Origin of the sequence: Streptomyces sp. NPDC026092, assembly GCF_040638605.1 — a bacterium.
Lineage (GTDB): Bacteria > Actinomycetota > Actinomycetes > Streptomycetales > Streptomycetaceae > Streptomyces.
Map to the genome: position 1 here is coordinate 12,115 of NZ_JBEZYN010000032.1, position 24,817 is coordinate 36,931.

Genomic DNA, 24,817 nt, shown 5'->3' on the forward strand with positions numbered 1-24,817 from the left:
GCTGCCCACCCGACGCCGCCTCCTCCAGGGCGCTGCCGGTGTGGGGCGCAGCCCGGAGGCTGTCGGGCTTGCCGTGCTTCATCGCCAGGAGAGGAGCGGGGTCCGCTCCCGGCGGTCTCGGTGGTCCCGGCGGTCTCGGTGGTTGGGGTGTGGCCCAAGTGGGACGCTATGAGTGAGGGGCCGTGCCGAGGAGATCGGGAGGGCCGGATGGGACGCGATGTCCCGGAACTGATGTTCACGCGTGACGACCGTCGTCGGTTCCGGAACAAGATGCACACCTGCCTCGACGTGTTCGCGCGGATGCTGCGCGAGTCGAGGTTCGACTTCGAGCGGCCGCAGGTCGGGCTGGAGATCGAACTGAACGTCGTGGACGCCTCCGCCGAGCCTGCTATGCGCAGCACCGAAGTCTTGGAGGCGATCGCCGATCCCACTTGGTCGACCGAGCTGGGACAGTTCAACCTGGAGATCAACATCGACCCCCGGCGGCTGACCGAAGGCGGTCCCGACTCCTGGGAGCAGGAGATCCGCAACGCGCTCAACCACGCCGAGGAGAAGGCTGCGGCGATCGGCGCGCATCTGGTCATGATCGGGATCCTGCCGACGCTTCAGCTCAAGGACACCGGGCTCGCGTCGCTGTCCGAGAATCCGCGATACCGCCTGCTCAACGAGCAGATCTTCTCCGCGCGAGGAGAGGACCTGCTGATCTCGGTCGACGGCGTGGAACGCCTACGGACCTACACCGACACCATCGCGCCGGAGGCGGCCTGCACCAGTACCCAGTTCCATCTGCAGGTCTCACCGGACGAATTCGCCGACTACTGGAACGCCGCGCAGGCCATCGCGGGGGTGCAGGTGGCCCTGGCGGCGAACTCGCCGTTCCTGTTCGCCAAGGAGCTGTGGCGCGAGACGCGTATCCCCCTGTTCGAGCAGGCCACCGACACCCGGCCGGACGAGATCAAGGTGCAGGGAGTACGGCCCCGGGTGTGGTTCGGCGAGCGGTGGATCACCTCCGTCTTCGACCTCTTCGAGGAGAACACACGGTACTTCCCCGCCCTCCTGCCGCTCTGCGACGACGAAGACCCACAGGAGACACTCGACCACGGCGAGATCCCCGGCCTGGCCGAGCTCACCCTCCACAACGGGACGGTCTACCGCTGGAACCGCCCCGTTTACGCCGTCGTCGACGGCGTGCCGCACCTGCGCGTGGAGAACCGGGTCCTGCCGGCGGGCCCCACCGTGACCGACGTACTGTCCAACGGCGCCTTCTACTACGGACTCGTCCGCGCCCTCGTCGACGAGGACCGGCCCGTCTGGACGCGGATGTCGTTCGCAGCAGCAGAGGACAACCTGCACGCTGCCGCTCGGCACGGCATCGACGCACCCCAGTACTGGCCCGGGATGGGCGAGGTCCCCGCGACCGAGCTCGTGCTGCGACGACTGCTACCGCTGGCCGACCGCGGGCTGGAGCGGCTGGGCCTGGACGCGGCCTGGCGGGAGCCACTGCTCGGAATCATCGAACAACGATGCGTCACCGGCCGCAACGGCGCGGTGTGGCAGTCCGAGATGTTCCACCGCATGCACGACATCGGCCATGTCGACCGGCACGAGGCCCTCCGACGGATGACACAGCAATACATCGCCTACATGCACCTCAACGCCCCCGCACACACCTGGCCCGTCGACTGACACACGCCCCCTCATCACCACGCCGGCTGACGACTGACAGACCACCCCACGGCCGGACGGCAAGAGAGCGGTGCGGCAGCCGCGAGGCGGACGAGGAACACGGCTCAGAGGTGCAGCGGACCGGCCGAACAAGCGACCCCGGAACCCCAACGGACCGTGCCCCCCCCCCAGGCTTGGCCGGTCCGATCAGGTTGACCAGCCGCACTGATCAGGCCGGTTGGGTGGCTTCACTCGTAGACGCGGGCCGCACCGAGCTGCCAAGCCACGGACGCCCAGGTCACCGGTTCGATCGGTGGGACACCCGGGAACGCCGGTGACCTGCTGAGCCTGGCCTCGAGCCACGCCTCCCACGGCTCCAGGAACTGGGCCACCGAGCCGCTCGCCCAGCCGCCCCCGTCACCGGCCCACACTCCCCTGGCCAGCCTGTCTGCCGTCCATGCGCGGTCCCGGGCAAAGTCGGCGGCCAGGGCCAGCAGCAGGACTCGTAGCTCTCCAGGAGACGCGACCGGCGGCTCGTCTCCAAGAGGCGCGGGCTCAGCGAGCCCGGCCGAGGGCGCATCCAGCGCACGGAGCAACTGGTCGGCCAGGCCTGGCCAGCCGGGCTCCGGCCCCTGGCCAGGAAGGGCACCGGCCCAGCGGAGCAGGAGGTCGTCGATCTCCGGCGCATCGACGCCGAGAGCCTCGAAGCGTCGGCTGAGGCACCGCAACAGAGCACGGAAGTCCTCGCCGGTCGCCACGTTGTTCGTCACCGCGCGAGAGTAGGTCTACGAGGTCCGGCCCGTCGAGGCTGATGTTCAGGGCGGTCAGGCACTGCCGCGGCGCGCCTCCCGTCTGCGGCCGGAGACATCGAGCTGGTGGGGAACCATCTGGCGTATGGCCTGCGGAGTTCTCTGATCGTCGACACCGGGCGCGAGTTCGTCGGCCCGACGAAGGTGAGGCGACGCCGGGCTGTGGTGTACGCGGGCACAGGCAAGGTCCCGCCGGCGGCGGGGGCCTTACCTGTGAGTGGTTGTTCGGCAGGGAGTCTCAGTACCAGCCGTGGGTCTGCCAGAAGGCCCAGGCGGCGTTCGGGGAGCCGTAGCGGGCGTCCATGTAGTTCAGGCCCCACTTGATCTGAGTGGCCGGGTTGGTCTTCCAGTCCGGGCCGGCCGAGGCCATCTTCGAGCCGGGCAGGGCCTGGACCAGGCCGTAGGCGCCGCTGGCGGTGTTGGTGGCGTGGAAGTTCCAGCCGGACTCGTGGGAGACGATCTGGCTGAAGGAGGCGTACTGGCCGGCGGGGACGATCTGGCGGGCGACCTGCTGCGGGCTGCCGCTGTCCGCCGACGCCGCGCCCGTCGTGCCCAGGACCGCTGCTGAGGCGCCGAGCAGGACGGCCGTAGCGGTGGCGAGGGCCTTCTTGCGGGTGGTGATTCGGGTGGAGAGCGAGCGAAACACGGGATGTCCTCAGGTGGGGGGCAGGGGGTGTGCCGGGCGTTTTCGGCAAGCCTGAACCACAGCCCCGGGTGAGACCGGGAAACCTGCGGGGGATTCGGCTTGGCCGTGGAGCTGCTGCGGGTGCTGCTGCCTGGCGACATCACCCACACAACCAGGCCCGTCGTGGGGTTGCAACAGCCTGTTGAACTAGTGCCGGTCGCACCCCCGGAACAACGTCCCGAAACCCGATCCCTGGGTGTTTTGGCAGGTCACGGCAGCCAGAAGGCGACCAACGCCTCGCCCGGCCGTCTGCTACCGGGGATCGTAGAGGACCTTCGCACTTGTGACTCAGATCACATTCAACGCCCTTTGGGGGTCGAAATGAGGCTGCCTCTTTATGGGGCCCGGTCCTGGCGGACGACAGTACTGGCACCAGGACCGGAGGGGTGTGCCGCCAAAGCGGAACCGCACCCCCGGCGGGTGCGGGACCCCGGCACGGCTGCGGCAGCCCTGGCCAGGGGCGTTCCCCCGGGACCGGCCGTGCCTTGCGTGGGGAGATCGACAGGCTGCGCGCTGTGCTGCGGGGAGACACGCCGCCGACCGTGGAAGCGCGCGCCTGCTTCGCCGAAGTGCGTCGCGGTCGCAGTCAGGAGCTGAGCCCTGCCCCGTGCGGTGGGAAGCTGCGCCGCGTACAGACTGAGAGGGAGGTTCGTGAGTTGATGTCCGCTTCTCGGTGAGGCTGGGGCAAGGCTGCCTACGTCCGCTGGTCAGCCTCGTCCATCAACTCGTCCAGGGCCGCACGCGCGAGAGGAACAAAGCGCCGCTGCATGTCATCCACGTGAAGGCCCGTTTCCGCAGCTGAGGAGCGATAGCGATCCTTCTGCTCATCAGTCAGCGGCCCCCTGCTCAGGTCCATCAGGCATTGAATGGGCGGGTGGATGTGCTGATCGATGGCTTCGGCGTACTCGGTGTGGACGGTCACGTAATTCCCCAAGGGCTGTGGTCAGGTAATTCCCCAGGTCCTCGCTGTGTGAGGGGCTAGGTTGGCGAGCATGGAGACCCGGGGGCGGACGTATCGGTATGTGGGTCCGGCCGAGCTGAAGAAGCTCGTCCGAGCGGGTGGCGAGGGCCGGAGCATGCGATCGGCGGTCGACTTCGGCGTGTGGGCCTCCGAGCTGACCCCGGATGAGCTGGCCGAGCCGTTCACGTTCGTCGTCGATGCCGGCGGGGTGTTGCGACTGGCTCCGCGCCGCAGCGAGCACGTGGTGTGCGCCGGCGGCGAAGAGGTGCTGAGCGCCGGCGAGATGAGCTTCCATGAGGAGTCCGGGCGGTGGGATGTCGAGGAGGTCAGCAACCAGTCGACCGGATACTGCCCGGACGTCATCTCATGGCCGGCCGTGGCCGAGGCCCTGGACCGGATCGGGGTCCATCGCCCGTCCGGCTTCACCCACGAGGTGGTCTTCCGCCGCTGCCGCTCCTGCCGGGAGCTCAACATCGTGCGGGAGGAGGACTTCGTCTGCGTCTTCTGCGGCGAGGACCTGCCTCGGGAGTGGAACGTCGCCGAGCTGGATCGCTAGGTGGTCGGCGGCTTGTCGATGGGGTTCTTGGGCCGCTTGTTCGGCCGGTAACTGGGGCCGTTCATGATCACCTGGTGGCTGGTGTTGATCAGCCGGTCCAGCAGTGACTCGGCGACGACGGGGTTGGGGAAGAGGGGATACCAGTCGCTGGGAGCCCGGTTGCTGGTGATGATCAGCGAGCGGCCCTGCCGCTCGGATACGAGTTCGTAGAGGTCGTCGGCCTGGGCCGCGCTCAGCTGCCGCATGGCGAAGTCGTCCAGGATGAGGACGTCGGGGCGGATCAGCTCGCGCATGCGCTTGTCCCAGGTGCGGTCCGCGTGGCCGCCGGCGAGCTCGGCCAGGACCCGGCTGGTCTTCGTGAAGCGGACGTTCGCGCCCTGGCGGACGGCGAGGTGACCGAGGGCCTGGGCGACGTGCGTTTTGCCCACCCCCACCGGCCCGAACAAGATCACCGACTCGCCCGCGTGGAGCCAGCGCAGGGCGGCCAGGTCGCGGATCTGGGCTGCGGGCAGCTTCGGGGAAGCGGCGAAGTCGAACTCCTCCAGGGTGACCTGCTGTTCGAACTTCGCTTTCTGCAGGCGCCGTTGGAAGGCGACGGTCTCGCGGCGGGTGATCTCGTCCTGGCAGAGGACCTGCAGGAAGTCCAGGTGGCCGAGTTCACCACCGTGGGCCTGGATCAGCCGCGCGTCCAGGGTCTCCAGCATCCCGGACAGCCGAAGCGCCTTCAGCGACTCGCGCAGGGCGGTGTCCATCACGCTCATCGGGCGGCCTCCTCGGCGTCGTCAGCGTCAGCGCGGCCCGGGGTGCCCTCAAGCTCGCCGGAGGTCTGGGAGGGGATGCTCGCGGCGAACAGGCCCTCGGGGCCGTGGAGGAAGGCCGCGGCCCCGGCGTCGCCGGTCTCCGGCTCGGGGTCGGTCTCGGTGCCCGCGATCAGGATGCCCTTGATGGTGCGGTAGGAGGGGTCACCGACCGCGATGGCCTTGGTGCAGGCCGCCTCCAGCCGCTGGTCGCCGTACTTCTTCCGCAGCCCGAGGATCCCCTGGGCCGCGCGGAGCCGGTAGAGCGCGTTGACCTCCAGCAGCTGGTCGATCACCTCGCGGCAGGCGTCGCCGACCTCGGAGGACTGGCTGCGGCACCAGATCGGGGTCTTCATCTGGAAGGCGATCTTCTCTGGCGGGTAGTCGTTCTTGTCGGTGCGCTTGCCCTGGTCGAGGGCGGCGTGGGTCTTGACCAGCTCGCCCTCGTGGAAGACCTGGACCATGGTGGCGGTGGAGCGGACGTCGACCTTGCGGCCGATCAGCTTCCATGGCACTGAGTAGAGGGTGCGGCCGACCTTGATGTGGATGTCCGGTCCGACCGCGGCGGTGGACCAGCGGGCCAGCACGAACGGTTTGTCCGGCAACGGCAGCAGGGCCTTGGCCTCCACCGCCTCGAACACCGACAGCGGACTCGCACCGCCCAGCGGGCGGCACTGCCTGCGACCGGCCGTGCCGACCGACCACGTCAGGGCCTCGGCCTGCATCTGCTCGACCGAGGTGAACTCCCGCCCGCTCCAGAACGAGTCGCGGACATACGGCATCGGCCGCTCGACCCGCGGCTTGTCCTTCGGCTTCGCTGCCCGGGCCGGGTCGACCAGGGCGCCGTAGTAGGCCGCGAGCTCGGCATACGACTTGTTGATCTTCGGATCGTAAAGGTCCGGCCGGTCCACCGCCGTGCGCAGGTTGTCCGGCACCAACCGCCGCGGGACACCGCCGAAGAACCGGAACGCTTCGACGTGGGACTGAGTCCAGGCGTTCTGGTCCATGTGAACCACCGGGCGGACGAACATGTGCCGCGAGCAGGGCAGCACCATCACGAACGCCCAGATCCGGTGCCGCTTGCCGGTCGACGGGTTGATCCACTGCCCCAGGAAGCCGTAGTCGATCTGGGCCTCCGAGCCCGGCTCGACGTCGTCCCGCAGCACCGTCACCTTCGACCGGGCCGACTCGTCCGGGAGATTCTCGGTCACCCACCGGCGGAACGTCGACAACGACACCGCCAACTTCCCCTCGTCTCTGAGGCGTTGATGGATCGTGGTCACCGTGGTCGTCTCCAGCAACCCCTTGACCAGGTCGCGGTGCGGCTCGATCTCCGCCCACGTGACCTGGTTCAGCCGGCGCCGGGCCAGCTCCGGGAACCAGCTCTTGATCAGCTTCCCCCAGTCCGCCTCGCTCATCGGCGGCCCACCCGGTGCCATCCCGGACGCCTCCGCCGGCGCCAGATACTTCCTGATGGTCTTGCGGTCCACCCCCAACGAGGCCGCGAGCTGGTTCTTCGACCGGCCCGCGTACCAGTGGACGTAGATCTCGACGATGTCGACCACGGTGAACGTTCTCCTTGCCATCCAGAGTGTCCGTCGACCTCTCGGCCTGTCGGTCGAGGGACGGTGACGACTCCGAGACGGTCAGGACCCTCAACCCGGCTCGGGGATGCCCAAGGGGAACCTGAACGATTCGGATGGAACGATCACTCGCAGGTCAAACCACCTGATCTGGGGTATTCCAGGCTTCCATCGTGGTCAAGTTCCCCTTGGGGACTCGTGACCACGGCCCTGGCCAATTCCGTGACCACGAGGCCTCAGAAGTAGGGGAAATCGCTGACCGTTCACACTCGGCGCCAGCCTGCGCCACAGCAGCAGGTCCTTCGAGCTCAACCGTAGTCGCAGCCTGCCGAGTTGCCCGTACCGCATCGATGGCTGCACCACGCCATGTGTCATAACGATGCTGGTCATACGGCTCCAGGGTCAGCCGTGCCAGTTGCCAGATAGCCCCCTGCGCTTCATGAGCTGCATCCATCAAGCTTTTGTAAGCAGCTTGGCGGCGGTCCCGGCGCCACTTCTGGTGCTCAACCCGCATTTCACGAAGCGCAGCGCGATCTTGTGCGGCCTCTTGGCGTATCTGCTGCCGCTCTAGAGCCTCATTCTTCCGCCGCTCAATCCGATCGGTTACAAACGCCGTCAGTGCGCTGCCCAGCAGCGTGCCGACAATCGCAATGGCCGTGGTCATCCAGGTGCTCGTCACAGGGAGACATTGTGAAGCACGGCCTCGCACCCATCCGGGCGATCAGCGCAAAGCCCTCCTCCGTTCAAGCACCCCTCAGCTGGAGGCTGTACTCGAACCCGTCCTCGCCCTGCCGATGCCGTTGCACGCCGAGAACAGATCCTGAGAGGAGATTCGTGGGTTGATGGCCCTGGAGTCCTAAAGCGTGTTGCAGAAGGTTGTGTTCGAGCAGGTCGGTGTGGGTTTGCGGCGGGTCTGATCATGCGGCGAGTGCGAGGTTGTGCATGTGGGCGACGGCTTGGACTGCGTGGTGGAGGCCGGTGCCGCGTTGCCTGCAGTCGCGGAGGATCTTGTAGTGCTTCATGCGGGCGAAGGCATGCTCGACGCGGGCCCTCACCCGTCGGTGCTCGGCGTTGTCCTCTTCCTCGCCTGGCAGCAGGTCCCGGCCGGGACGTTTACGGTGCGGGATGACGAGGCCGGTGTTGATGTAGGCGCCGTCGCCCAGCACGGTGACACCTTCGCAGTGCTGGGCGAGGCCGGAGTTCCGCCAGACCTGGGCATCGGCCCTGTTGCCCGGGGCCGGCCGTGCCGCGGCGACCACGAGCTTCGTGTCGGCATCGATGATGACCTGCACGTTCGCCGAGAAGCGGTAGTTGCGCGAGGACGCGCCGACCGTGCGGTCGCGCACCGGGATCAGGGTGCCGTCCACGATCCACAGCCGCTCGACCGCGTCAGCGGGCCGAGAGGCCGGCTCGATCGCGAGCAGCGGCCGCAGCCGCTGGATGACCCGGCAGACCGTCGCGGGCGAGACGCCGAACAGCGGCGCGAGCTGCCGCATGGTGAGGTCGGTGCGGTAGTAGACAGCCACCAGCAGCACCCGGTCCTCCAGCGGCAGGCACCACGGCCGGCCGCCGCCCGGCCCATTTCCGCCCCGCTCCCGGACCACCTTCACCAGCTTCACGAACCGGTCCATCCGCAGCCCCGTGAACGTCTCCACCCACAACGGCTCAGCCCTCAACACCCCACACATACAAGGAAAATGCCCAGATCACATCCTTCTGCAACACGCTTTAAAGGCTGTCCCGTAACTGTGGTCGCGGACAGGCGCAGCCGTGTCAGGCAGTCGGATTCCTCCAGAGATGCCGCTCGTCGAGGGTCCCGAACCGTACATCTCCGCGATCAAGGTCGACGAGGATGGGCCAGCAGTCCAGCAGCATCTGCCTGTCGTTCCGCGACGCCAGGTACTGCACGGAGTTGTAGGGCACGATCAGCAGCCGGCCACTCTTGCGGACTCGCTCTGCGTCGACGGCAAGGGGCGGCTCGTCCGCCCGCTGGCTGCGGGCGAGGAACGCCACGGCGAGTTGCAGGGCTTCGTCCTGCTGCATCATGCGTCTCCAGTTCGTTGGCTCGATGAGAGGCACCATATTGGCCTGGGATGATCTTCGTGTGGCTGGTGTGATCACGGCGTCGGAGCCGTCTTGGATGGCCCCGTTCACCAGGCTGAGCCCGCGACAGTTCGGGAAGCTGCTGACGGTGCTGCGGCATGAGGGTGCGGATGCGGTCCGCAAGGGCCGGCCGTGGAGCCTTCCGCTGGAGGACCGGGCCCTGCTGGTCGCGGCGTACTGGCGCACAAACCTCACGATGCGGCAGATCGCTGCAGGTCGCGGAGTTCCAGGGTCACCGCCGCGACAAGGCGGCCCGGTGGCCTGACACGTGTTCCAGGCGCCACCGGGCGGCGATGGTCGCGAGCGCGAGGGTGGCCTCGATCATGCTGAGGAGTCGCCGATGCGGTCGCCCTCGGCGAAGGGGAGGAAGGCGTGGCGCGGCGGCTGGGGGGCGGCAAGGCCCAGCGGTCGGGGGTGACGACTTCGGAATCGCGGTCGAGGTCGGGACGGTGGTGGATGACGTAGGGGCGATAGGTGACGCTGGTCCCGGCCGGCAGCGGGTACCCGCCGAGGTACGTGTCGGCGGTGACCACACTGGTAGTGAAGAACCAGCCGGGCGGGCGCAGCCGGACGGTTTCGTTGATGACGCGCTCGGTCAGCGGCAGGTGTGGCGGGTCTTGTGCGTGTTCATCCATCTCCCGTAGATCCCGGCCGGATCGACTCCCTCGCGGAGCAGCTCTGGGCCGTCGGCGCCGTCACCGTCCCTCTCTCCGTCCTCCTGCACAGGGCCGTGGCCACCCCGGGCATCCGTCGCCTCGACCCGCCTGCCCCGACGCTCCCCCACCCCGAACCCGGCCGGTGGTGAAGGGGTGATCGGGGTGATCGGGGTGATCAGAGGATGGTGAACGCATCCCCGGGTGCCTCGTCCAGGACGAAGCCGTTGTCGAGACGGACCCGGACCGTCACCCGATGCGACGCTTCCCGGTAGGCGTTCCAGGCGGGTTCCAGGGAGGCGATCTGCTCCTCCAGCTGTTTCCTGCTGCCCGGGGGCATCTGGTGGCCGAAGGCGTCGAAGAGCGACGTGAGCCGTTCGTACTCGCGGACCTCATGGCTCTTCACTCGCTGGTGCTCGCTCACCTGCTCGACGGTGCCCGTCATGCCCGCGCCCAGTGCGAGGAACCCTGCCGCCGAGTCCGCGTCCTGCTGGGCTCCGTCGGCTCGGGTGACGTGCCCGGTCAGTCGCAGGTCCTTCGCCAGCGTGACACGCCGGCCTTCTGTGAGCGTCATGGGTCCTTCGTCTCCGGTCGTTCGGGGGAGAGCCCATTATCCGCCCCGCTCCCCCGCACGTTTCGAGCGGCGTTCACGGACATGTGGCGTTCTGTCAGGAAGGTCAACTCCAGCGAGGGGCCCGGATGAACACGAACGGGGAGGGTGGGAGGACCGGGTGGGCAGGGTCAGGCTCTGGCGTGGGGCGACGAGGATCGGACGCGACCTGGTGCTGGCGAACGGGCCGGCTGGGTTACTCGGGTGCGGTCTGACTCTCTATCTTCAAGACGGCCCAGGTGGCGGGGAATCGCGGATCGGGGTGCCGGTCGCCGTCCTCGTCGGGCCGGCCCTCCTCGGGGTGCTCGCCGTCGGGCTGGCGATCGCCAGGAGGCGAAGGACGCCCGCTCGGGACCAAGACACTTCCAACCGCTCGGCGTGCCGGACGACGTGGCCCCCACGCTGGAGCTGCCCGATGTCGGGACCGAGGCCCTGGATCACGGCGCGGTGGACGACGATGTAGCCCCGTCGGGCATGCGTCCCATCACTTCCTTCCCGCTCTCCCAGGATCGCCGGCGCGTGCCCATGCGGCCGCTCCGCGCGGACACGCCGCGAGCATGGCGGAAGCCCCCAAGGGACTTGGGGGCTTCCGACGTGGGCTGACATGCGGGCCCATCGGACCGCCGGTCTCCGGGGCTCATGTGCGCAGGAGCCTCTCCGTCACCTCGCGGTAGGTCTGGAGGGTGAGCCGGAGCCGTTCGGTGTCGGGGCGCGGTCCGTTCGGGTCGCCGCTGCGCTGCCATCCCGCCTGGAGCGCCGCCCGACGGTCCCGGAGGGAGTCGACCAGTTGCTGCTCGACCTCTTCCAGGACCTCTGCCGCCTCGGCGACCGCGTCGTGCGGCGCGTCGACGAACCCGGCGAGCGCGTGGTGCAGCCAGCCGGAGAGGCGGTCGCGTTCACTGGCGCCGAGCAGCTGCCCGGCCGGGTGGTCGCCGTGGCCGGCGTGGCCGACATGTCCACCGCCGTCGGCTTGCCCGCTGTCACCCGGCCGGTCCGCCGCCGCCCGTCCGCGAGGCGCGGCGGGGGTCGCGGCAGGAGCGTTCGTGCGGCTCCCGCCGCTCCGGCCCGTGGCGCCGGGGTCTTCGGAAGGGACGGCGGACTGCGGAGACCGCGGAGACTGCGGTGCCTTGGAGAGCGGCATCGCCGGCGGCGGTACGTGCGGCGGCGGGCCGGCCTGCGGTGCGGCCTGCGGGGGAACGGTCGCACCCGGGACCGGCGGCGGAGGAGGCGGCGGCGGCGGCACGGGGTGTTCCGTACGCTGCGCCGGGACAGCCCCGGCAGGGATTCCCCCGCGCTCGCCGTTCGGGGGCGGCACCCCGGGAGTTGCCGGGGGTGTGGGTGCGTGTCGCCCCGTCGAATGCTGGTCCCGGTTGTCGCGTGCCATTACGCGCCACTTCCCTTCGGGTGGAGGAGATGTCCACGGCCGCGCCCGGACACCGGACGGCTTCGGGTGTCGGCCCCACCGGCCTGCCCGGGTGCCGTCAGGTCCTCGAACAAGGCGCGGGCGTGCACCAGTGCTTCCCGCAGCTGCTCCGTGGTGGCCGACTCGGTGTGCGCAGCACGGCGCAGCCCGCGCAGGCCCTCAACGTGGTGCGGATGGTGCACCGACAGAGCGGCCAGCAGGTCCGCGCGCCGCTCGGGATCCGGGAAGCCTCGAGTCGCCGCGACGCGGGTGACGAGGTGCTCGGCGTCGGCGACGGCCTGGCGGGGCGCGTCGACGAAGCGCTCCTGGAGCGTGGTCCACTGGACGACGTACTGCTCCCGGACCGCCGGCTCCAGCGGCATCGGCCGGAAGCGGCCGTACAGTGCGACCCGCTCGCGCAGGTCGCGGTGGGCGGCCTCGCTGTCGCCGCCGTGCTGTTCGAGGGTGCGGTCGTACTCGGGGCCGAAGCGCCGCTTGAGGGAGCGCGTGCCGCTGTCCGGGCCCGTACGGGCCCGGAGCAGGACACCGGCCACCAGTAGCGCCGCGACGACCACCGCCGCGATGATGAGAACTGTCGTCAGGGTCGACATGACTGCCTTCCTGGAAAGTGACTCCTGGCTGGCTGTTCGTCACTGCTTGTTGGGGCGCGCCTGACGGTTCGCCTTGCCGCTTCTCGTACGGTCAAACCAGGCGTGCCCCCGAAGGGCCGTTCCGGCGAGGAGGAAGAATCGAGGCGCGCACGGCGCGGGACCGGGTAGGAGAGCGGACATGGACAGCTCCCTTTGGCTGATCGTGGCCGTCGTTCTCCTCGTCGCCGTGGCGGTGTGCGCGGCCATTCTGCTGGTCCGCGTCTTCCAGGCCCGCAGGCTGCTGCTGGAGGCCGGTGTCCCGCTGCAGTCCAAGGCTCTCTTCTGGGCAGCGGTCCTCTACACGGTCTCGCCGATCGACCTGATCCCCGACCCGGTCTACCTGGACGACATCGGGATCCTCCTGGTGGCCCTGAAGGCGCTGCACTCGGCGGCGGCCCGCAGCGGGGCCGACGGCAAAGGGCAGCTCGGCTGAGTCTCTCCGATGATCGCAACCTGGTTCCGCGGGGAGGGATTCGTCATGGATGAGCCCGAGGGTGAGCGGTCCGGGCCCGAGCGGTCAGGGTCTCGGCGGTCCGGAGTGAGGCGCTCGGAGCTGGTCCGCGGGCCGCCGCGGGGCGGCTCGACAGATCGCCCGGGCAACCGCTGGGGCGCGGGCGCGGCCCTACCCCAGCGGGGTACCTCGGAGATCGTTGCAGTGCACGGACGGGTGGAGTCGCGGGACGATGGGATGGCAGACGCGGCGCCGGCCGTCGTCCGCTCCGGCACAGCACTCCGCATCGGCGGCCGAAAGGAGCCTGAGGAATGGGAGCCTCCGAACCCGTTCAGGGCGATCCCGGCGCGTCGGGTGTGGAGCCGTCAACGCCAGGTGGCTTGTTGGACGTGCTGAATGTGGCCCCTGTGCTTCTCGATTCCCAGGGCCGGATCGATCTTTGGAGCCCTCAGGCGGAGATCCTCTTCGGCTACAGCACCGAGGAGGCGCAGGGCCGGTACGCGGGGAATCTGCTGATCGACGACGAGCACCGCGATGCGGTGCTGGCGCTGTTCGCGCAGGTCATGCGGGACGGTGAGAGCTGGGCGGGCGTCTTCCCCGTACGGCACAAGGACGGGAGCACGCGGCTGGTGGAGTTCCGCAACATGCGGCTGCAGGACGACCAGAGCGAGTACTGGGCCCTGGGGCTGGCCACGGACCAGGCGACGCTTCGGCGGGTGGAGCGGAACCTGGCGCTGTCCGCCCAGCTGGTGTCGCAGTCGCCGATCGGTCTCGCCATGCTGGGTACCGACCTCCGGTACATCTCTGTGAACCCTGCGGAGGAACGGATGAACGGTGTGCCGGCCGCCGAGCATGTCGGCCGGCACGTCCACGAGGTGCTGCCGTTCCTCGACGAATCCTTCACTGGAGCCATGCGGGAGGTCCTGGCCACCGGGACGCCGATCCTGGACCACACCATCGTCGGCCGCACCGCGGCCGACCCGAACAACGACCACGCCTGGTCGATTTCGTTCTACCGGCTCGAGGCCCCCAACGGGAAAGTGCTGGGTGTGGCGACCTCCAGTGTCGACGTCACCGATCGCCACCGCGCCGTGGAAGAACAGCGCCACACCGCACTCACCCTCCAGCGCAGCCTGCTGCCCCGCCCCCCTCCCCAGCGACCGGGGCTCACCATCGCCTTCCGCTATCGCCCCGCACAGGCCACGATCGAGATCGGAGGCGACTGGTTCGATGTCATCCCGCTGAACGGCGACAAGACGGCCCTCGTCGTCGGCGATGTCATGGGGAGCGGCGTCGCAGCGGCGGCGTCCATGGGACAGCTGCGCACCGCCACGAGGACTCTGGCCGACCTGGATCTGCCTCCTGCCCAGGTCCTGCACCACCTCGACCACATCACAGACGGCCTCGGCACCATCGCGACCTGCGTCTACGCCGTCTTCGACCCCGGCGCGGCGCGATGCCACATCTCCCTGGCCGGGCATCTGCCGCCCGTACTGCTCCACCCGGACGGTACGCGCGAGCTGCTCGACCTGCCCACGGGCGCACCGCTGGGCGGCTGCGGCATTCCCTTCACCACGACCTCCATCGGCGTCGGACCGGGCGACCAGCTCATCCTGTACACCGACGGCCTCGTCGAAGCCCGCGACCAGGCGATCGACGCACGCCTGAACGCTCTTCTCGACGTCCTCGACGACCCGCACCGATCGCTTGACGCCACATGCGACCTTCTTCTGCGTTCTCTGCGTAGCGAAGGTGACCACGATGACGTGGCTCTGCTCATCGTCCGGGCGAGTCCCGGGCCCGCGAGCAGCGCGACCGACGAGCGCTGAAGCGCGTCGCGGAACCCGTGAGGCGGGGTTTCTCACCTGCCAGGGTCACCTTCGGGCATGCTTGGCCCGGCCGTGCCGCCCGCCGACGACGTGGGCCGTGCTCCGGTCGGCCCGGCAGCCCCCGGGGGCGGGGATACCGGGCCGGAGACTGCCGTGCAGCCGTCAGGAGGCACCGTGTGACCACGTCAGGAGGCCCCGTGATGCCGTCATGGGTGGGGCGTTCGGGCCGGGGTCGGTCGGTGCTGACCGGATGCGAAGTAGGTGATGAGGGTGGGGTCCAGGGGTGGTACGTCGTGCGCCGTACCACCCTCGCGCAGCGAGCGGGTTGCCATGAACCCCGCAGCCACGCTCATGCGGGCGGCGACAGGTGAGGTGTCCGTCGCTCCGCCCTCGCGGGCGAAGCGGCAGAACTCCTCGATGATCTTTTCGTCGGCGCCGCCGTGGCCGCCCGTCGCTTCGGGCACCTGGTGGACCGCGTCGGCGCCTGGCCGGTACTCGCTCGGACCGGTGTTCCAGACGCGGACCTCGTCGCCCGGCCGGTCGCCGAAGTTCTCCAGTCGGCCCTCGGTGCCGATGACCGTGTAGTTGCGCCAGTAGTCGGGGCTGAAGTGGCACTGCTGGTAGGCGGCGACCACCCCGTTGTCCAGCCGCATGTTCATCACGGACACGTCCTCGACGTCCACGATGTGGTGCAGGTTCCTGCGCTCGCCGGGCGGCCACTCGAACTCGCGCAGCCAGCCCTCCGGCCGCGGGGTGCCGGGCTCACGGCGCGGTAGGTCGCCGTAGACCATCAGGTCCCCGAGCGCGTTGACCCGCTCGGTGTACCCGCCGGCCAGCCAGTGGATCACGTCGATGTCGTGCGCGGCCTTCTGCAGCAGCAGTCCGGTGGTACGGCGACGGTCGGCGTGCCAGTCCTTGAAGTAGTAGTCGCCGCCGTACGAGACGAAGTGGCGTACCCACACGGTCTTGGGCTCACCGATGTCGCCGCGGGCGATGATGTCGCGCATGAGCCGGACGACGCCCATGTGCCGCATGTTGTGCCCGAGATAGAGGCGGCTGCCGGTCTCGTGGGCCGTCCGCAGGATCCTGTCGCACTGCTCGACGGTGATGCCCAGCGGCTTCTCCACGTACGTGGCCTTGCCCGCCTGCAGGGCGTCGCAGGCTATGGCCTCGTGGGTGTCATCGGGGGTGGCGATGATCACGGCGTCGATGGTGTCGTCGTCGAGGAGCGCCCGATGGTCGGCGTACGCCGTCGCTCCGGGGAAGCGCGTGGTGATCCGGGCCCGTACCGCGGGGTCGGTGTCGGCGACGGCGGCGACGACCGATCCCCGGCCGGGGCGGTGGGCGGAGACGGCGAGGTTGCGGCGCAGTCCGAGGCCGATAACGCCGATGCGGAGGTCTTCGGTCACTTGGCACCGCCCTGGGCGATGGCCTTCTCGAACTCGCGGCGCGTCGCGTTGCCCGCGGCCCGCTGCCACCCGGGGAGGATCTCCTTCTTGAAGGAGGACAGCGGCTTGCGGCCGGCCACGAGGTCTGTGATCGCGCTGTAGAAGTCGCCGGTCGCGGAGGCGCCCTTGTTCGAGTTCGTGTCGGAGAAGAGACCCGTGGTCGGGTTGACGCGGGCGAGCTTCATCAGCTCGACCTCTGTCTGATGGATGGCGCTGGTGACCTGCGGTTTGCCCGGCAGGTACAGCGCCTGCGGAGAATTACCGAAGTACGTGATCGCCTGCCGGGTGGTCAGTACCTCGGCATTGCCCTTCGTGTTGAGCCTGACGTCTCCGTCCTTCGCGCGGGTGTGGTGGGTGCCTTCCAGGCCGTAGTCCAGGAAGAGGCGCTCCTCGCTACCGAAGGGCGCGCAGAGGTAGTTCATGATCTGGAGCAGCGTCTCGATGCGGTCCTTGGGGACCTTGTTGTTGATGGCGGTGAATCCGACGGATCCGTAGCCGAAGTTGAAGCTCGGCTCGGCGCCCGGTTCCGCGGCGAAGGGGACGATGACCTTGGCCGGCCAGTCGTACATGGCGCTGTCGTTGAGAAAGCCGGGGAAGGACTGGACGTGGGCGCCGAGGAAGCCGCCCTCCAGCTTCTCCAGGGTCGTGGCGAGGTTGGGGTCCGGCCAGAAGAGCTGCGCCTGCTGGCACTTGAGGGCGAATTCGAGTCCGGCGAAGAACTCGTCCGTCTCGAACGCGTGGGTGAGCTTGTCGCCGTCCAGCCGCCAGCCGTTGGGAGCGCCGTACCACAGGGCGAACTGATTGAGGTGGTTGACGTAGGCGGGCTCCAGGACGTACTTCTTCCGCTTGGTGTCGAGGAGTTCCTTGGACTTGTCGAGGAAGTCCTGCGCACTGTCGAAGCGCGCGCCTCCGACCGGCTTCCAGAAGTCCTCGTTGGCGACGTAGACCTGGCCCATGCGGCCGTACGGGACGGCGACGCCCCAGATCTTGCCGTTCAGGACGGCGGTCCGCCACGCGAAGTCGGGTATGTTCGCCAGATTCGGGTACTTCTTGACGGCGTCGCCGCCGAGGTACGGCGTCAGGTCGTGGAACTTCGCGGCGAGGAGGGCGGGGACGTTCTTCAGGCCCTGATTCGGCGGGAACCACATCAGGTCGTGCAGGTCGCCGCCCGCGACGGTCGCGTTGAACTTCGCACGGTAGACGTCCTCGGCTCCGAGACCGTTGACGATCGTCATGTGCAGCTCCGAACCGAGCCGCTTGTTGAGCTCCTGCCAGTAGGCGTTGCGGTTCATCGCCGGGGCCGCGGTGGTGAACGTCTCCGTCAGGACGGTGACCGGCTGTCCGTCCCCGGGGATCGCGGAGACGCTGCGGGTCGGGTCGGCGGGGTAGCGCAGGTACGCCGGGTCCAGGCCCTGGCCGTTGCCGGCCAGGTCGGGCGCGGCAACCTTCGCCGGCACGTAGGTCGGAAGCCTCAGCCTGGCCGAGGCTTCCGCACCGCCGACGGAGGTGCCCGTTCCGCTGGTGCAGGCGGCGAGGGCGCCGCCTCCCGCGACGGTGAGGCCGGCGACACCGGCCGCGCCGAGGAATCCACGACGGTTGAGGTTTCTGGAGGACATGGCTCTCCTTGAGCGAGTTTCGGCGAACGCCGAGGGGACGGGAGAGGGGTGGGGCGAGGTGGGGCGAGGTGGGGCGGGGTGGGGGTGGGGCGGGAGGGGGCGACGCGCCAGGGGCGTGCCAAGGAGTACAGGGCATGGGAACAGCCGAGGCCGAAGGCAGACGGCTGGTTCAGGCCTTGATCGCGCCGGTGAGAACGCCCTTGGTGAAGTACTTCTGCAGGAACGGGTAGACCGCGACGATCGGCAGGACGGCGAGGATGAGCACCGCCATCGACAGCGATGTGCTCGCCGGGAGCACGCTGACGCCCATCGCCTTGGCGTTGAACGTGTCGCCCTGGAGGACGTAAGAGCGCAGGACGACCTGGAGCGGCAGCTTCTCCGGGTCGTTGACGTAGAGCATCGCGTTGAAGAAGCTGTTCCAGTAGGTGACCGCGTAGAACATGCCGACCACGGCGATCACCGCCTTGGACAACGGGAGCACGATCTTCAGCAGCACCTTCAGGTCGCTCGCCCCGTCGAGGCGGGCGGCCTCGTGCAGTTCCTCCGGGACGCCCTGGAAGAAGGCCCGCACGACGATGACGTTGAAGGCGTTGAGCATGATGGGGACGACCATCGCGCCGTACGTGTCGAGCAGTCCGAGGGCCTGCGCCACCAGGTAGTTGGGGATGATGCCCGGGGTGAAGAGGAAGGTTCCCACCACGATGAGGAGCAGTGGCTTGCCGGCCAGGGTCCCGGGGCGCGAGAGTCCGTAGGCGAGGCATACCGTGCACACCAGGCTCAGTGCGGTACCGACGGCGGTGATGCCGATGCTGACCAGCGCCGCGCGCGTGACCACGCCGCCGGAGAGCACCACCCGGTACGCCTCCAGGGTCGGATCCGTGGGCAGCAGCACGTAGCCGCCGTTCGCCGCCAGTTCGGCCTTGGTGGCCAGGCTGGTGCCGATGGCGAGGAGGAACGGATAGCCGACGGCGACGATCATCGCGACGATGACCAGCAGCTTGAGCCCCTGGCCCCAGGTGGTGGGCCGTTCCATCCACACGGGGCGCTCGGCGGATCGGCGGCCGCGTCGGCTCCTGTCGAGGATCGTCGAGATCGACAGCATGCTCATCGGTAGACCCCCTGTTCGCCGAGGCGGTGGGCGAGCTTGTTCGCGAGGACGATCAGGATGAATCCGATGACGCCCTTCATCAGGCCGGCGGCGGTGGACATGCCCCAGTCGCCGTCCACGACGCCGTGGAAGTAGACGTAGGTGTCGAGCACCTCCGCTGCCTCGGCGCCGACCGCGTCACGCTGGAGGAGCATCTGCTCGAAGCCGACGGAGAGGATGTCGCCGAGCCGCAGGATCAGCAGCATGATCATCACGGGGCGAATGCCGGGCAGGGTGATGTGCCACATGCGGCGCAGTCGGCCAGCGCCGTCCATGGCGGCCGACTCGTAGAGCGAGTTGTCGATGGAGGCCATCGCCGCGAGGAAGATGATGGCGCCCCACCCGGCGTCCTTCCAGACGGCCTGGGAGGTGAGCAGCAGGATGAACGTATCGGGGTTGTTCATGATGTTGCCGACGGGGATGCCGTTGTCGTTGAGCAGGCTGGTCACCGTGCCCGCGCCGCCGAAGACCTGCTGGAACATTCCCACGACCACGACCCAGGACAGGAAGTGCGGTAGGTAGACCACGGTCTGCATGAGCCTGCGGGTCCTGGTGCTGATCAGGGAGTTGAGGAAGAGCGCGAGGGCGATCGGCGCCGGGAAGTAGAGGAACAGCTGGACGAAGCTGATCTCCAAGGTGTTCCACACTGCGGACCAGAACTCGGGCTGTTCCAGGAGCGCGATGAAGTTGGCCCAGCCGACGAAGGGGCTCTGCCGGTAGCCCAGGTAGGTCTGGTAGTCCTGGAAGGCGATGACGTTGCCCGCCAGCGGCAGGTAGAAGAACACCGCGAAGTAGAGGATGCCGGGCACGCAAAGAAGCAGCAGCATACGGTCGCGCCTGAGGCGGTCGCGGAGGCGCCGTCGGGCTACGGGCAGACGGTCGGCCTCTCGGGCCTCGTCGCGTGAACGTGCCTGTCGGTCTGGCGGTGGAGCGGGGTGCGGCGTGGCCGGACGGGGCGAAGCCGATGGGGCGGCCGACACATTCACCTCCTGCGGCGAGTGGGAGCGGGGACGGGAGCGGGAGCGGGAGCGGGGAGAACTCCGGCGGGTGGCCGGAGTGTCGTGGCGTGGGCGAGGAGAGGGACGCCCGGGGCCGGCGGCGCTTGCGTCGGCCGTCGGGATCCCGGCGGGACGCGCGGGCCAACGAGGTCGCGGGTCACCTCCGCCCGGCCTGCGATGGGCCGACACCCCGGCGGCTCCGTCGGGAGGAGCCTTGTCGTGCCTGGGCCGTACCGGGTCGCGGACGCGTTCGTCGTTCTCATCACAGGTATCGCTGCCTCAACCAATCCGGGAGCGGGTTGCCACCGATCGCCTCGCCGGTGACCAGCGGGCCGCCGCCTGGAACGCGGCGTCGGCTCGACACGTTCGGGCTCGGTGCCGATGCGGCAGGAGTCAACAGGGCGGGCCGCGGCATGGTCAAGACCTATACGCAAACACTTTTGCTAAGTAGCCCCGAACCTCGCTGGGCAAGCGTCCTCTACGGTCACGGCTGGGCCCGTTGCGGCCTCCAACACCCGTGCGCGCCCTGCCCTCTGGAGGCTCCCAGGCTTCGGCTCGGGTAGCCGATCACGAAATCCGCAGCGCAAGACGTTTCCCTGCGAACTTTCGTAAGTAGGATGCCTGGCATGAACCAGCACGGCGGTGACGCCTCCCTGTTGCGACGGTTGAACTCCGCCGCCGTCCTCCGCGTTCTGCGGCGCAGCATGAAGGCCGCGACCCTGACCGAGCTGGCCCAGCAGGTGCAGGTCTCGAGGCCGACGGTCGAGACAATCATGGACGAGCTGCTTGAGCAGGGGTGGGCCGAGGAGTGCGGCCAGGAGCGCGGTCAACGCGGCCGGCCCGCAAAGCTCTTCCGGTTCCGCGCGTCTGCCGGAAGCGTGCTCGGAGTGAGCGTGGGCGCCTACCGGCTGCAGGCCGTCGGGGTTGACCTGGGCGGGCAGGTCAACCAGTCCCGCAAGGCGGCGATATTCCCCGACATGACCCTGGACGAGCGCCTGGACGCGATCGAGCGCTTCATCGCCGAGTGCTCGCAGGAACTGGGCCGGCGCCCCATGGCCGTCGGGGTGGGCACCACCGGAGTGGTCGACAGCACCGGGCGCGTGGTGAAGAGCTCCGTCCTGCCGGGATGGTCGGGCCTCCCCCTGCAGGACGAGCTGTCGGGCAGAATCTCGGCGCCCGTCGTCGTCGAGAACGACGTCCGGCTCGCCGTCCTGGCCGAGCAGTGGCGCGGCGCGGCCGTCGACCGCATGGATGTGCTGTACCTCTTCGCGGGCAACCGGATGTCGCTGGGCATGCTGATCGGAGGCAAGCCGTACCGCGGGGCCCACTCGGCTTCCGGCGAGATCGGGGAGCACGCCACCGGGCTGTGGCAGGTCTTCGGTTCCGTCATGGACTTCGCCACGGCGGTCGAGCCGGGAGAGCTGCGCTCGCCGGCACAGGCCGCGGAGTTCGCCTTCGGGCAGGCCACCGCGGGCGACGCACGGGCCGCGGAGGCCGTGACCGCGCTCGCCGTCGGCCTGGCGGAGGGCCTGGCAACGGTCGTGGGCCCGTTCGACCCGGAGATGGTCATCATCGGAGGCTCGCTGGCGAGCGGTGGAGCCCTGCTGGTCGAGCCGATCCAGGAACACCTGAACCGCGCCTGCCTCTACCCGCCCCAGGTCGTGGCGTCCGGCCTGGGCAACGACTCGGTGGCCATCGGCGCGGCAAGACTGGCGCTCGAACACTCCGAATCCGACATCGCCTTGGCCAACAGACCGGACGTCACGATCGCATAGCGGCCGCGTCTGGTACGAGGCAGCCGTCGCGGCGCGGCGCCGCCGAGGCTTAACTCTGGCAGATTCCATAAAGTGCGGCCCTCACCTAACGGGTCGCGTACCGGCGGACTGAGGGTCGACAAGCCGGGCAGGTGGACGGAGTTACCGTTTCGACCGCAGCACCTCTGCGCGGGCACCGCATTGCCAGGGCCAGGGGTACTCCGTGGTTGGGGAGCAGGGCGCGCTCCCCCGCGCCTTCTCGCCAGGACCGCCTCGACGTGCACGCCGACGGCTGCCCGGACGGTTCCGGTGCTGGCGGGGAGTCTGCGGCTGGCGGACGCGGTGGTCACGTTCCTCGATACGATCGCGGTGACGAACGCCCTCGTGCGGCCTGCGGTCCCGCTGGACCGGATGGTGCGCGACTTCGGCGCGGACGCCATCGGCAGACTGTGGAGGAACCGGACACGGTGAGCGAATCGTTCTTGCTGGTCTGCGACGACCTGCCGCACACAGTAGTTCTGACAGACTCTGGCCCCCGGGCCATCGAGGTCGTGAAGCTCCTTCACAGGCGGACCGGGCTGAGTCTGTGGCACTGCAAGTCCCTCGTCAGCCAGCTGCCCGCAGCCATCCTCGAGAACCTGCCAGAAGAAGTCGCCACCGCAATGGTTGACGAACTCCGCGAAGCCGGTGCCGACGCTCACGTCCAAGTGAGTGAGTAGGCGCTCGGCACCCCCAGGCTGTTCATTCGGCTCAACCAGCGTCCTGGCACGATGGCGCGGTGGAGAATCCTGGTCTTTCAGCGCGTCGTCGCATGCTGATCGATGCGGTCGTCGTGGTCGCAGCGCCTGCCCCGGATCAGGTGGCTTGGCTGGCCCATACGACCTGCCGCCGGGTGAGATCGCCGTGGGCTTTGATGATGCCTTCTCCACCCCACTGCGCCTGGTCAATAGGGTCTGCTCAGTCGTGATGTGTGGCCCTCGCCGCGGCTGATCAATGACGTTTGAGGGGGAAGTCCCTGGACACCGTTCACGCAAGAACGCCAGCAACGGTTCAGTCCCCCTCCGGCGCAGCCCTCTCGGCAGCCTCCGTGGGCCGGGGAAGACGCAGCGCGGGCCAGGTCGGCTCCCACGTCCAGGCCGCCCACCTCTGAGCCTGCGCGAACAGGCCGGTGCGGTCGGCGATCATCGCCAACACCTGGTCGCGGGCGGCGTCCACGGCCCGGGCTCGGTGTCGGAGACGATGCCGAGACGGCGCACATGGGCGTAATCGTCTTCGTCCTTCCACTCCCAGCGGGTGAGGTCGGGCGTGACTACCAGGTCCACGGTGAGGTCGAAGGTGTCGAACCCGGCCTCGGTACGGTGGGCGGGGTGCTCGAAGTTGACGTACCAGTTCCGCAGCCGGCGCCCGTCGCCTTCCGGGACGAAGAAGGCGTTGACGCTGAACCAAGTCGCCGGAGGCTTCCACAGCAACAGGTCGGTCTCCTGCCACACCGCTGCCGCGAGCTCCCACTCCCCCGCCGCCATCGCCTCGAACGCCTCGGTACGCACCGAACGGTCCCCGTCGTCGCGGGCCTTCGCGTACAGGGCGGGCCAGCGAGCCTCCGCGCCGTGCACACAGGCGGCCACCAGCACCTCGCTCGTGTCGGCGACGACCCGCAACGCCTGCTCGCTCCACACCCGTCCGGAACGATGCACGTCGCGCCGTACGACCGTCTGGCCCGTCTCGAAAACGCTCACCGCGTCCTCCTCCACCGGCCACGGCCGGGATGTCCGGCCGGACTTGCGCACCTCAGCGTGCCTCGGCCGGCTAGGAAAGCCACCCTCCCCGGCACCCACACCGGCTTCAACGCCCTGATGAGCGAGGCGGGGCGTCGAACGGTTCAGGTGTCCGGGGTCAGCTTCCGGTTGGTTCCGGACCGGCCGATGTCCAGGTCGAGGAGCGCGGCCAGTGGCGTGCCGCTGTTCCAGAAGCCGAGAAGGTCCACGTCTATGAGGACCAGGTGGTGGCGGGCGGCGAAGGCCCTGGCCTGCTTGGTGTACTTGCACGAGGCGACGAAGAGCGGGATGTCCGCTCCGTGTTCGCTGCGGGCGGTGCCGTTGAACTTCTGGAGGTCCGGGCTGCCGACGGTGCGGTGCTTCGCGTAACGCTTGCACTGCACCACGATTTTCCGGCCGTCCGGAAGCCGTCCCATCACGTCCGCTCCCAGGTCGTTCGCGCCACCGACCCGGCGGACCTCTGTGCAGCCGTCCCGGCGGCACAGATCCGCGACGTACTCCTCGAACTCGCGGTCGCCCATCGCCCAGACCGATTCCATCGACCGTGCGGCCTGGACCCGCGCCTGCTCCGCCAGCCGGACCTTCTCAGCCTCGGCCTCACGCCGCCCGGCACGCACCAGGACCCCGACCACGCCCCCCGCGCCCAAGACGGCTAACACCACCAGCACCACCGTGCCCGTTCCCATGCTCCGGCCCTCCCCCACGTCGCTGTCAGCCAGCAAACTCCCCAGCCACGCAGCGCTCTATCCCCGGGTCGGGGTATCGGGCAGTCAGATCGGCGGAACGGCGCCGTGATTACACAAGCCACGCCGGGAGAATCGCTCCGCAGCGTGCCCCGCCAGCAAGCTTCCCCGCCTCAGCGGAACTCGTGGACCACCTGGATCTCGCCGACCATGTGGGCGTTGAACTCGTCCAGCTCCTCAGCCGGAACCCAGAGCTCGAGGATCGTCCGGCCACCCGCCTGCTGGATGGGATACCGGCTCAGGAACTCCGACTCGACCTTGAATCGGGTGACGAAGCCGACGCCATCGTGCTTCACGTTCCAGTCCCGCGCGATCCTGATCGCGTAGTCCTCGTTGAGGACCGGGTAGAAGATCGGCTGCTCGGGCAGCCGAGGCGGCCACGCACGCCAGTTCAGCTCCCGTACCAGATCCAGCTCCTTGGGGCCGGTGGGGCGCCACAGGGCCGTCGTCACTTGCTGGCTGGTCATGTGCATCGCTCTCTGAACGTACGCCGCCTGCAGGGCGGGTCGGGTCGGGTCGGGTCGGGGTCGGGTCGGGAGACCGGACGATACCGGCAGCACGAACTCGGCAGCTACGGAGATT

At 69.0% G+C, this 24,817-nt stretch carries 25 protein-coding genes and 1 pseudogene; 7 read left to right on the forward strand and 19 right to left on the reverse strand.

Features of this window, described 5'->3' with window-relative positions; translation table 11 throughout:
* Window positions 1–207 precede the first annotated feature (207 nt).
* A complete protein-coding gene (locus AB0F56_RS33795; protein ID WP_362016793.1) occupies window positions 208–1,686 on the forward strand; it encodes a glutamate--cysteine ligase in 1,479 nt (492 codons plus the stop codon).
* Window positions 1,687–1,913: 227 nt separating this feature from the next.
* Here the strand turns inward: AB0F56_RS33795 and AB0F56_RS33800 are convergent, their stop codons facing one another.
* The 3 genes from AB0F56_RS33800 to AB0F56_RS33810 all read right to left on the reverse strand — a co-directional run bounded on the left by AB0F56_RS33800 (window position 1,914) and on the right by AB0F56_RS33810 (window position 4,081).
* Window positions 1,914–2,435, reverse strand: coding sequence for a hypothetical protein (locus AB0F56_RS33800; protein WP_362016794.1), 522 nt, complete (start codon window positions 2,433–2,435; stop codon window positions 1,914–1,916).
* 277 nt (window positions 2,436–2,712) lie between these two features.
* Window positions 2,713–3,120 (reverse strand): transglycosylase SLT domain-containing protein, encoded by a 408-nt coding sequence (locus AB0F56_RS33805; RefSeq protein ID WP_362016796.1) that lies wholly within the window; start codon window positions 3,118–3,120, stop codon window positions 2,713–2,715.
* A 733-nt stretch (window positions 3,121–3,853) separates the two neighbouring features.
* On the reverse strand, window positions 3,854–4,081 hold the full coding sequence (locus AB0F56_RS33810; RefSeq protein WP_362016798.1) for a hypothetical protein: 228 nt from the start codon (window positions 4,079–4,081) through the stop codon (window positions 3,854–3,856).
* 70 nt (window positions 4,082–4,151) lie between these two features.
* Between AB0F56_RS33810 and AB0F56_RS33815 the strand changes: the two genes are divergently transcribed.
* Complete coding sequence (locus tag AB0F56_RS33815) at window positions 4,152–4,676, forward strand: hypothetical protein (protein ID WP_362016800.1); 525 nt, start codon at window positions 4,152–4,154, stop codon at window positions 4,674–4,676.
* On the opposite strand, the gene istB is transcribed toward AB0F56_RS33815, so the two are convergent.
* The 5 genes from istB to AB0F56_RS33840 all read right to left on the reverse strand — a co-directional run bounded on the left by istB (window position 4,673) and on the right by AB0F56_RS33840 (window position 9,102).
* A complete protein-coding gene (gene istB / locus AB0F56_RS33820) occupies window positions 4,673–5,437 on the reverse strand; it encodes an IS21-like element helper ATPase IstB (protein WP_362016802.1) in 765 nt (254 codons plus the stop codon). The genes AB0F56_RS33815 and istB overlap by 4 nt on opposite strands.
* Window positions 5,434–7,059, reverse strand: a complete 1,626-nt coding sequence (istA, locus tag AB0F56_RS33825) for an IS21 family transposase (RefSeq protein ID WP_362016803.1) — start codon at window positions 7,057–7,059, stop codon at window positions 5,434–5,436. Before istA ends, istB begins: the two co-directional genes overlap by 4 nt.
* Window positions 7,060–7,192: 133 nt before the next feature.
* Window positions 7,193–7,735: a hypothetical protein gene (locus AB0F56_RS33830; protein ID WP_362016805.1), complete on the reverse strand. Its 543-nt coding sequence runs from the start codon at window positions 7,733–7,735 to the stop codon at window positions 7,193–7,195.
* Between the two features lie 238 nt (window positions 7,736–7,973).
* Entirely contained in the window at window positions 7,974–8,744 is a 771-nt protein-coding gene (locus tag AB0F56_RS33835) for a transposase family protein (protein ID WP_362016807.1), read from the reverse strand.
* Window positions 8,745–8,829: 85 nt separating this feature from the next.
* A complete protein-coding gene (locus tag AB0F56_RS33840) occupies window positions 8,830–9,102 on the reverse strand; it encodes a YrhB domain-containing protein (RefSeq protein ID WP_362016809.1) in 273 nt (90 codons plus the stop codon).
* 58 nt (window positions 9,103–9,160) lie between these two features.
* On the opposite strand from AB0F56_RS33840, the pseudogene AB0F56_RS33845 reads away from it, so the two are divergent.
* Window positions 9,161–9,370, forward strand: a pseudogene (locus AB0F56_RS33845) (transposase family protein); the annotation flags it as partial.
* On the opposite strand, the gene AB0F56_RS33850 reads toward AB0F56_RS33845, so the two are convergent.
* The 4 genes from AB0F56_RS33850 to AB0F56_RS33865 all read right to left on the reverse strand — a co-directional run bounded on the left by AB0F56_RS33850 (window position 9,351) and on the right by AB0F56_RS33865 (window position 12,435).
* Window positions 9,351–9,794, reverse strand: coding sequence for a cytochrome P450 (locus tag AB0F56_RS33850; protein WP_362016811.1), 444 nt, complete (start codon window positions 9,792–9,794; stop codon window positions 9,351–9,353). The pseudogene AB0F56_RS33845 and the gene AB0F56_RS33850 overlap by 20 nt on opposite strands.
* Before the next feature lie 196 nt (window positions 9,795–9,990).
* Window positions 9,991–10,386 carry a hypothetical protein gene (locus tag AB0F56_RS33855; RefSeq protein ID WP_362016813.1) on the reverse strand — a complete coding sequence of 132 codons (396 nt, stop codon included), beginning with the start codon at window positions 10,384–10,386 and terminating at the stop codon, window positions 9,991–9,993.
* A 673-nt stretch (window positions 10,387–11,059) separates the two neighbouring features.
* A complete protein-coding gene (locus AB0F56_RS33860; RefSeq protein ID WP_362016815.1) occupies window positions 11,060–11,563 on the reverse strand; it encodes a hypothetical protein in 504 nt (167 codons plus the stop codon).
* A gap of 242 nt (window positions 11,564–11,805) precedes the next feature.
* Complete coding sequence (locus AB0F56_RS33865; RefSeq protein WP_362016817.1) at window positions 11,806–12,435, reverse strand: hypothetical protein; 630 nt, start codon at window positions 12,433–12,435, stop codon at window positions 11,806–11,808.
* A gap of 178 nt (window positions 12,436–12,613) precedes the next feature.
* Here AB0F56_RS33865 and AB0F56_RS33870 point away from each other — a divergent pair, with 178 nt between their 5' ends.
* Both AB0F56_RS33870 and AB0F56_RS33875 read left to right on the forward strand, forming a co-directional pair.
* The gene (locus tag AB0F56_RS33870; protein ID WP_362016819.1) at window positions 12,614–12,907 is read left to right on the forward strand and encodes a YkvA family protein; all 294 of its coding nucleotides are present in this window, start codon (window positions 12,614–12,616) and stop codon (window positions 12,905–12,907) included.
* A 329-nt stretch (window positions 12,908–13,236) separates the two neighbouring features.
* The gene (locus tag AB0F56_RS33875) at window positions 13,237–14,754 is read left to right on the forward strand and encodes a SpoIIE family protein phosphatase (RefSeq protein ID WP_362016821.1); all 1,518 of its coding nucleotides are present in this window, start codon (window positions 13,237–13,239) and stop codon (window positions 14,752–14,754) included.
* A gap of 206 nt (window positions 14,755–14,960) precedes the next feature.
* On the opposite strand, the gene AB0F56_RS33880 is transcribed toward AB0F56_RS33875, so the two are convergent.
* The 4 genes from AB0F56_RS33880 to AB0F56_RS33895 all read right to left on the reverse strand — a co-directional run bounded on the left by AB0F56_RS33880 (window position 14,961) and on the right by AB0F56_RS33895 (window position 19,840).
* Window positions 14,961–16,163 (reverse strand): Gfo/Idh/MocA family oxidoreductase, encoded by a 1,203-nt coding sequence (locus AB0F56_RS33880; RefSeq protein WP_362016823.1) that lies wholly within the window; start codon window positions 16,161–16,163, stop codon window positions 14,961–14,963.
* The gene (locus tag AB0F56_RS33885) at window positions 16,160–17,818 is read right to left on the reverse strand and encodes a hypothetical protein (protein ID WP_362016825.1); all 1,659 of its coding nucleotides are present in this window, start codon (window positions 17,816–17,818) and stop codon (window positions 16,160–16,162) included. The genes AB0F56_RS33880 and AB0F56_RS33885 overlap by 4 nt, the downstream gene beginning before the upstream one ends.
* 169 nt (window positions 17,819–17,987) lie before the next feature.
* Window positions 17,988–18,926, reverse strand: a complete 939-nt coding sequence (locus AB0F56_RS33890) for a carbohydrate ABC transporter permease (RefSeq protein ID WP_362016827.1) — start codon at window positions 18,924–18,926, stop codon at window positions 17,988–17,990.
* Window positions 18,923–19,840, reverse strand: coding sequence for an ABC transporter permease subunit (locus AB0F56_RS33895; RefSeq protein WP_362016887.1), 918 nt, complete (start codon window positions 19,838–19,840; stop codon window positions 18,923–18,925). The genes AB0F56_RS33890 and AB0F56_RS33895 overlap by 4 nt, the downstream gene beginning before the upstream one ends.
* Window positions 19,841–20,589: 749 nt before the next feature.
* On the opposite strand from AB0F56_RS33895, the gene AB0F56_RS33900 reads away from it, so the two are divergent.
* Together AB0F56_RS33900 and AB0F56_RS33905 are read left to right on the forward strand one after the other, a co-directional pair.
* Window positions 20,590–21,738 (forward strand): ROK family protein, encoded by a 1,149-nt coding sequence (locus AB0F56_RS33900; RefSeq protein WP_362016829.1) that lies wholly within the window; start codon window positions 20,590–20,592, stop codon window positions 21,736–21,738.
* A gap of 446 nt (window positions 21,739–22,184) precedes the next feature.
* On the forward strand, window positions 22,185–22,436 hold the full coding sequence (locus AB0F56_RS33905; RefSeq protein WP_362016831.1) for a ribosomal protein L7/L12: 252 nt from the start codon (window positions 22,185–22,187) through the stop codon (window positions 22,434–22,436).
* Between the two features lie 462 nt (window positions 22,437–22,898).
* Here AB0F56_RS33905 and AB0F56_RS33910 read toward each other — a convergent pair whose 3' ends face one another.
* The 3 genes from AB0F56_RS33910 to AB0F56_RS33920 form a co-directional block, all read right to left on the reverse strand.
* Window positions 22,899–23,453 carry a DUF402 domain-containing protein gene (locus tag AB0F56_RS33910; RefSeq protein WP_362016833.1) on the reverse strand — a complete coding sequence of 185 codons (555 nt, stop codon included), beginning with the start codon at window positions 23,451–23,453 and terminating at the stop codon, window positions 22,899–22,901.
* Between the two features lie 143 nt (window positions 23,454–23,596).
* The gene (locus AB0F56_RS33915; protein ID WP_362016835.1) at window positions 23,597–24,178 is read right to left on the reverse strand and encodes a restriction endonuclease; all 582 of its coding nucleotides are present in this window, start codon (window positions 24,176–24,178) and stop codon (window positions 23,597–23,599) included.
* A gap of 170 nt (window positions 24,179–24,348) precedes the next feature.
* A complete protein-coding gene (locus AB0F56_RS33920) occupies window positions 24,349–24,708 on the reverse strand; it encodes a hypothetical protein (protein WP_362016837.1) in 360 nt (119 codons plus the stop codon).
* Window positions 24,709–24,817 lie beyond the last annotated feature (109 nt).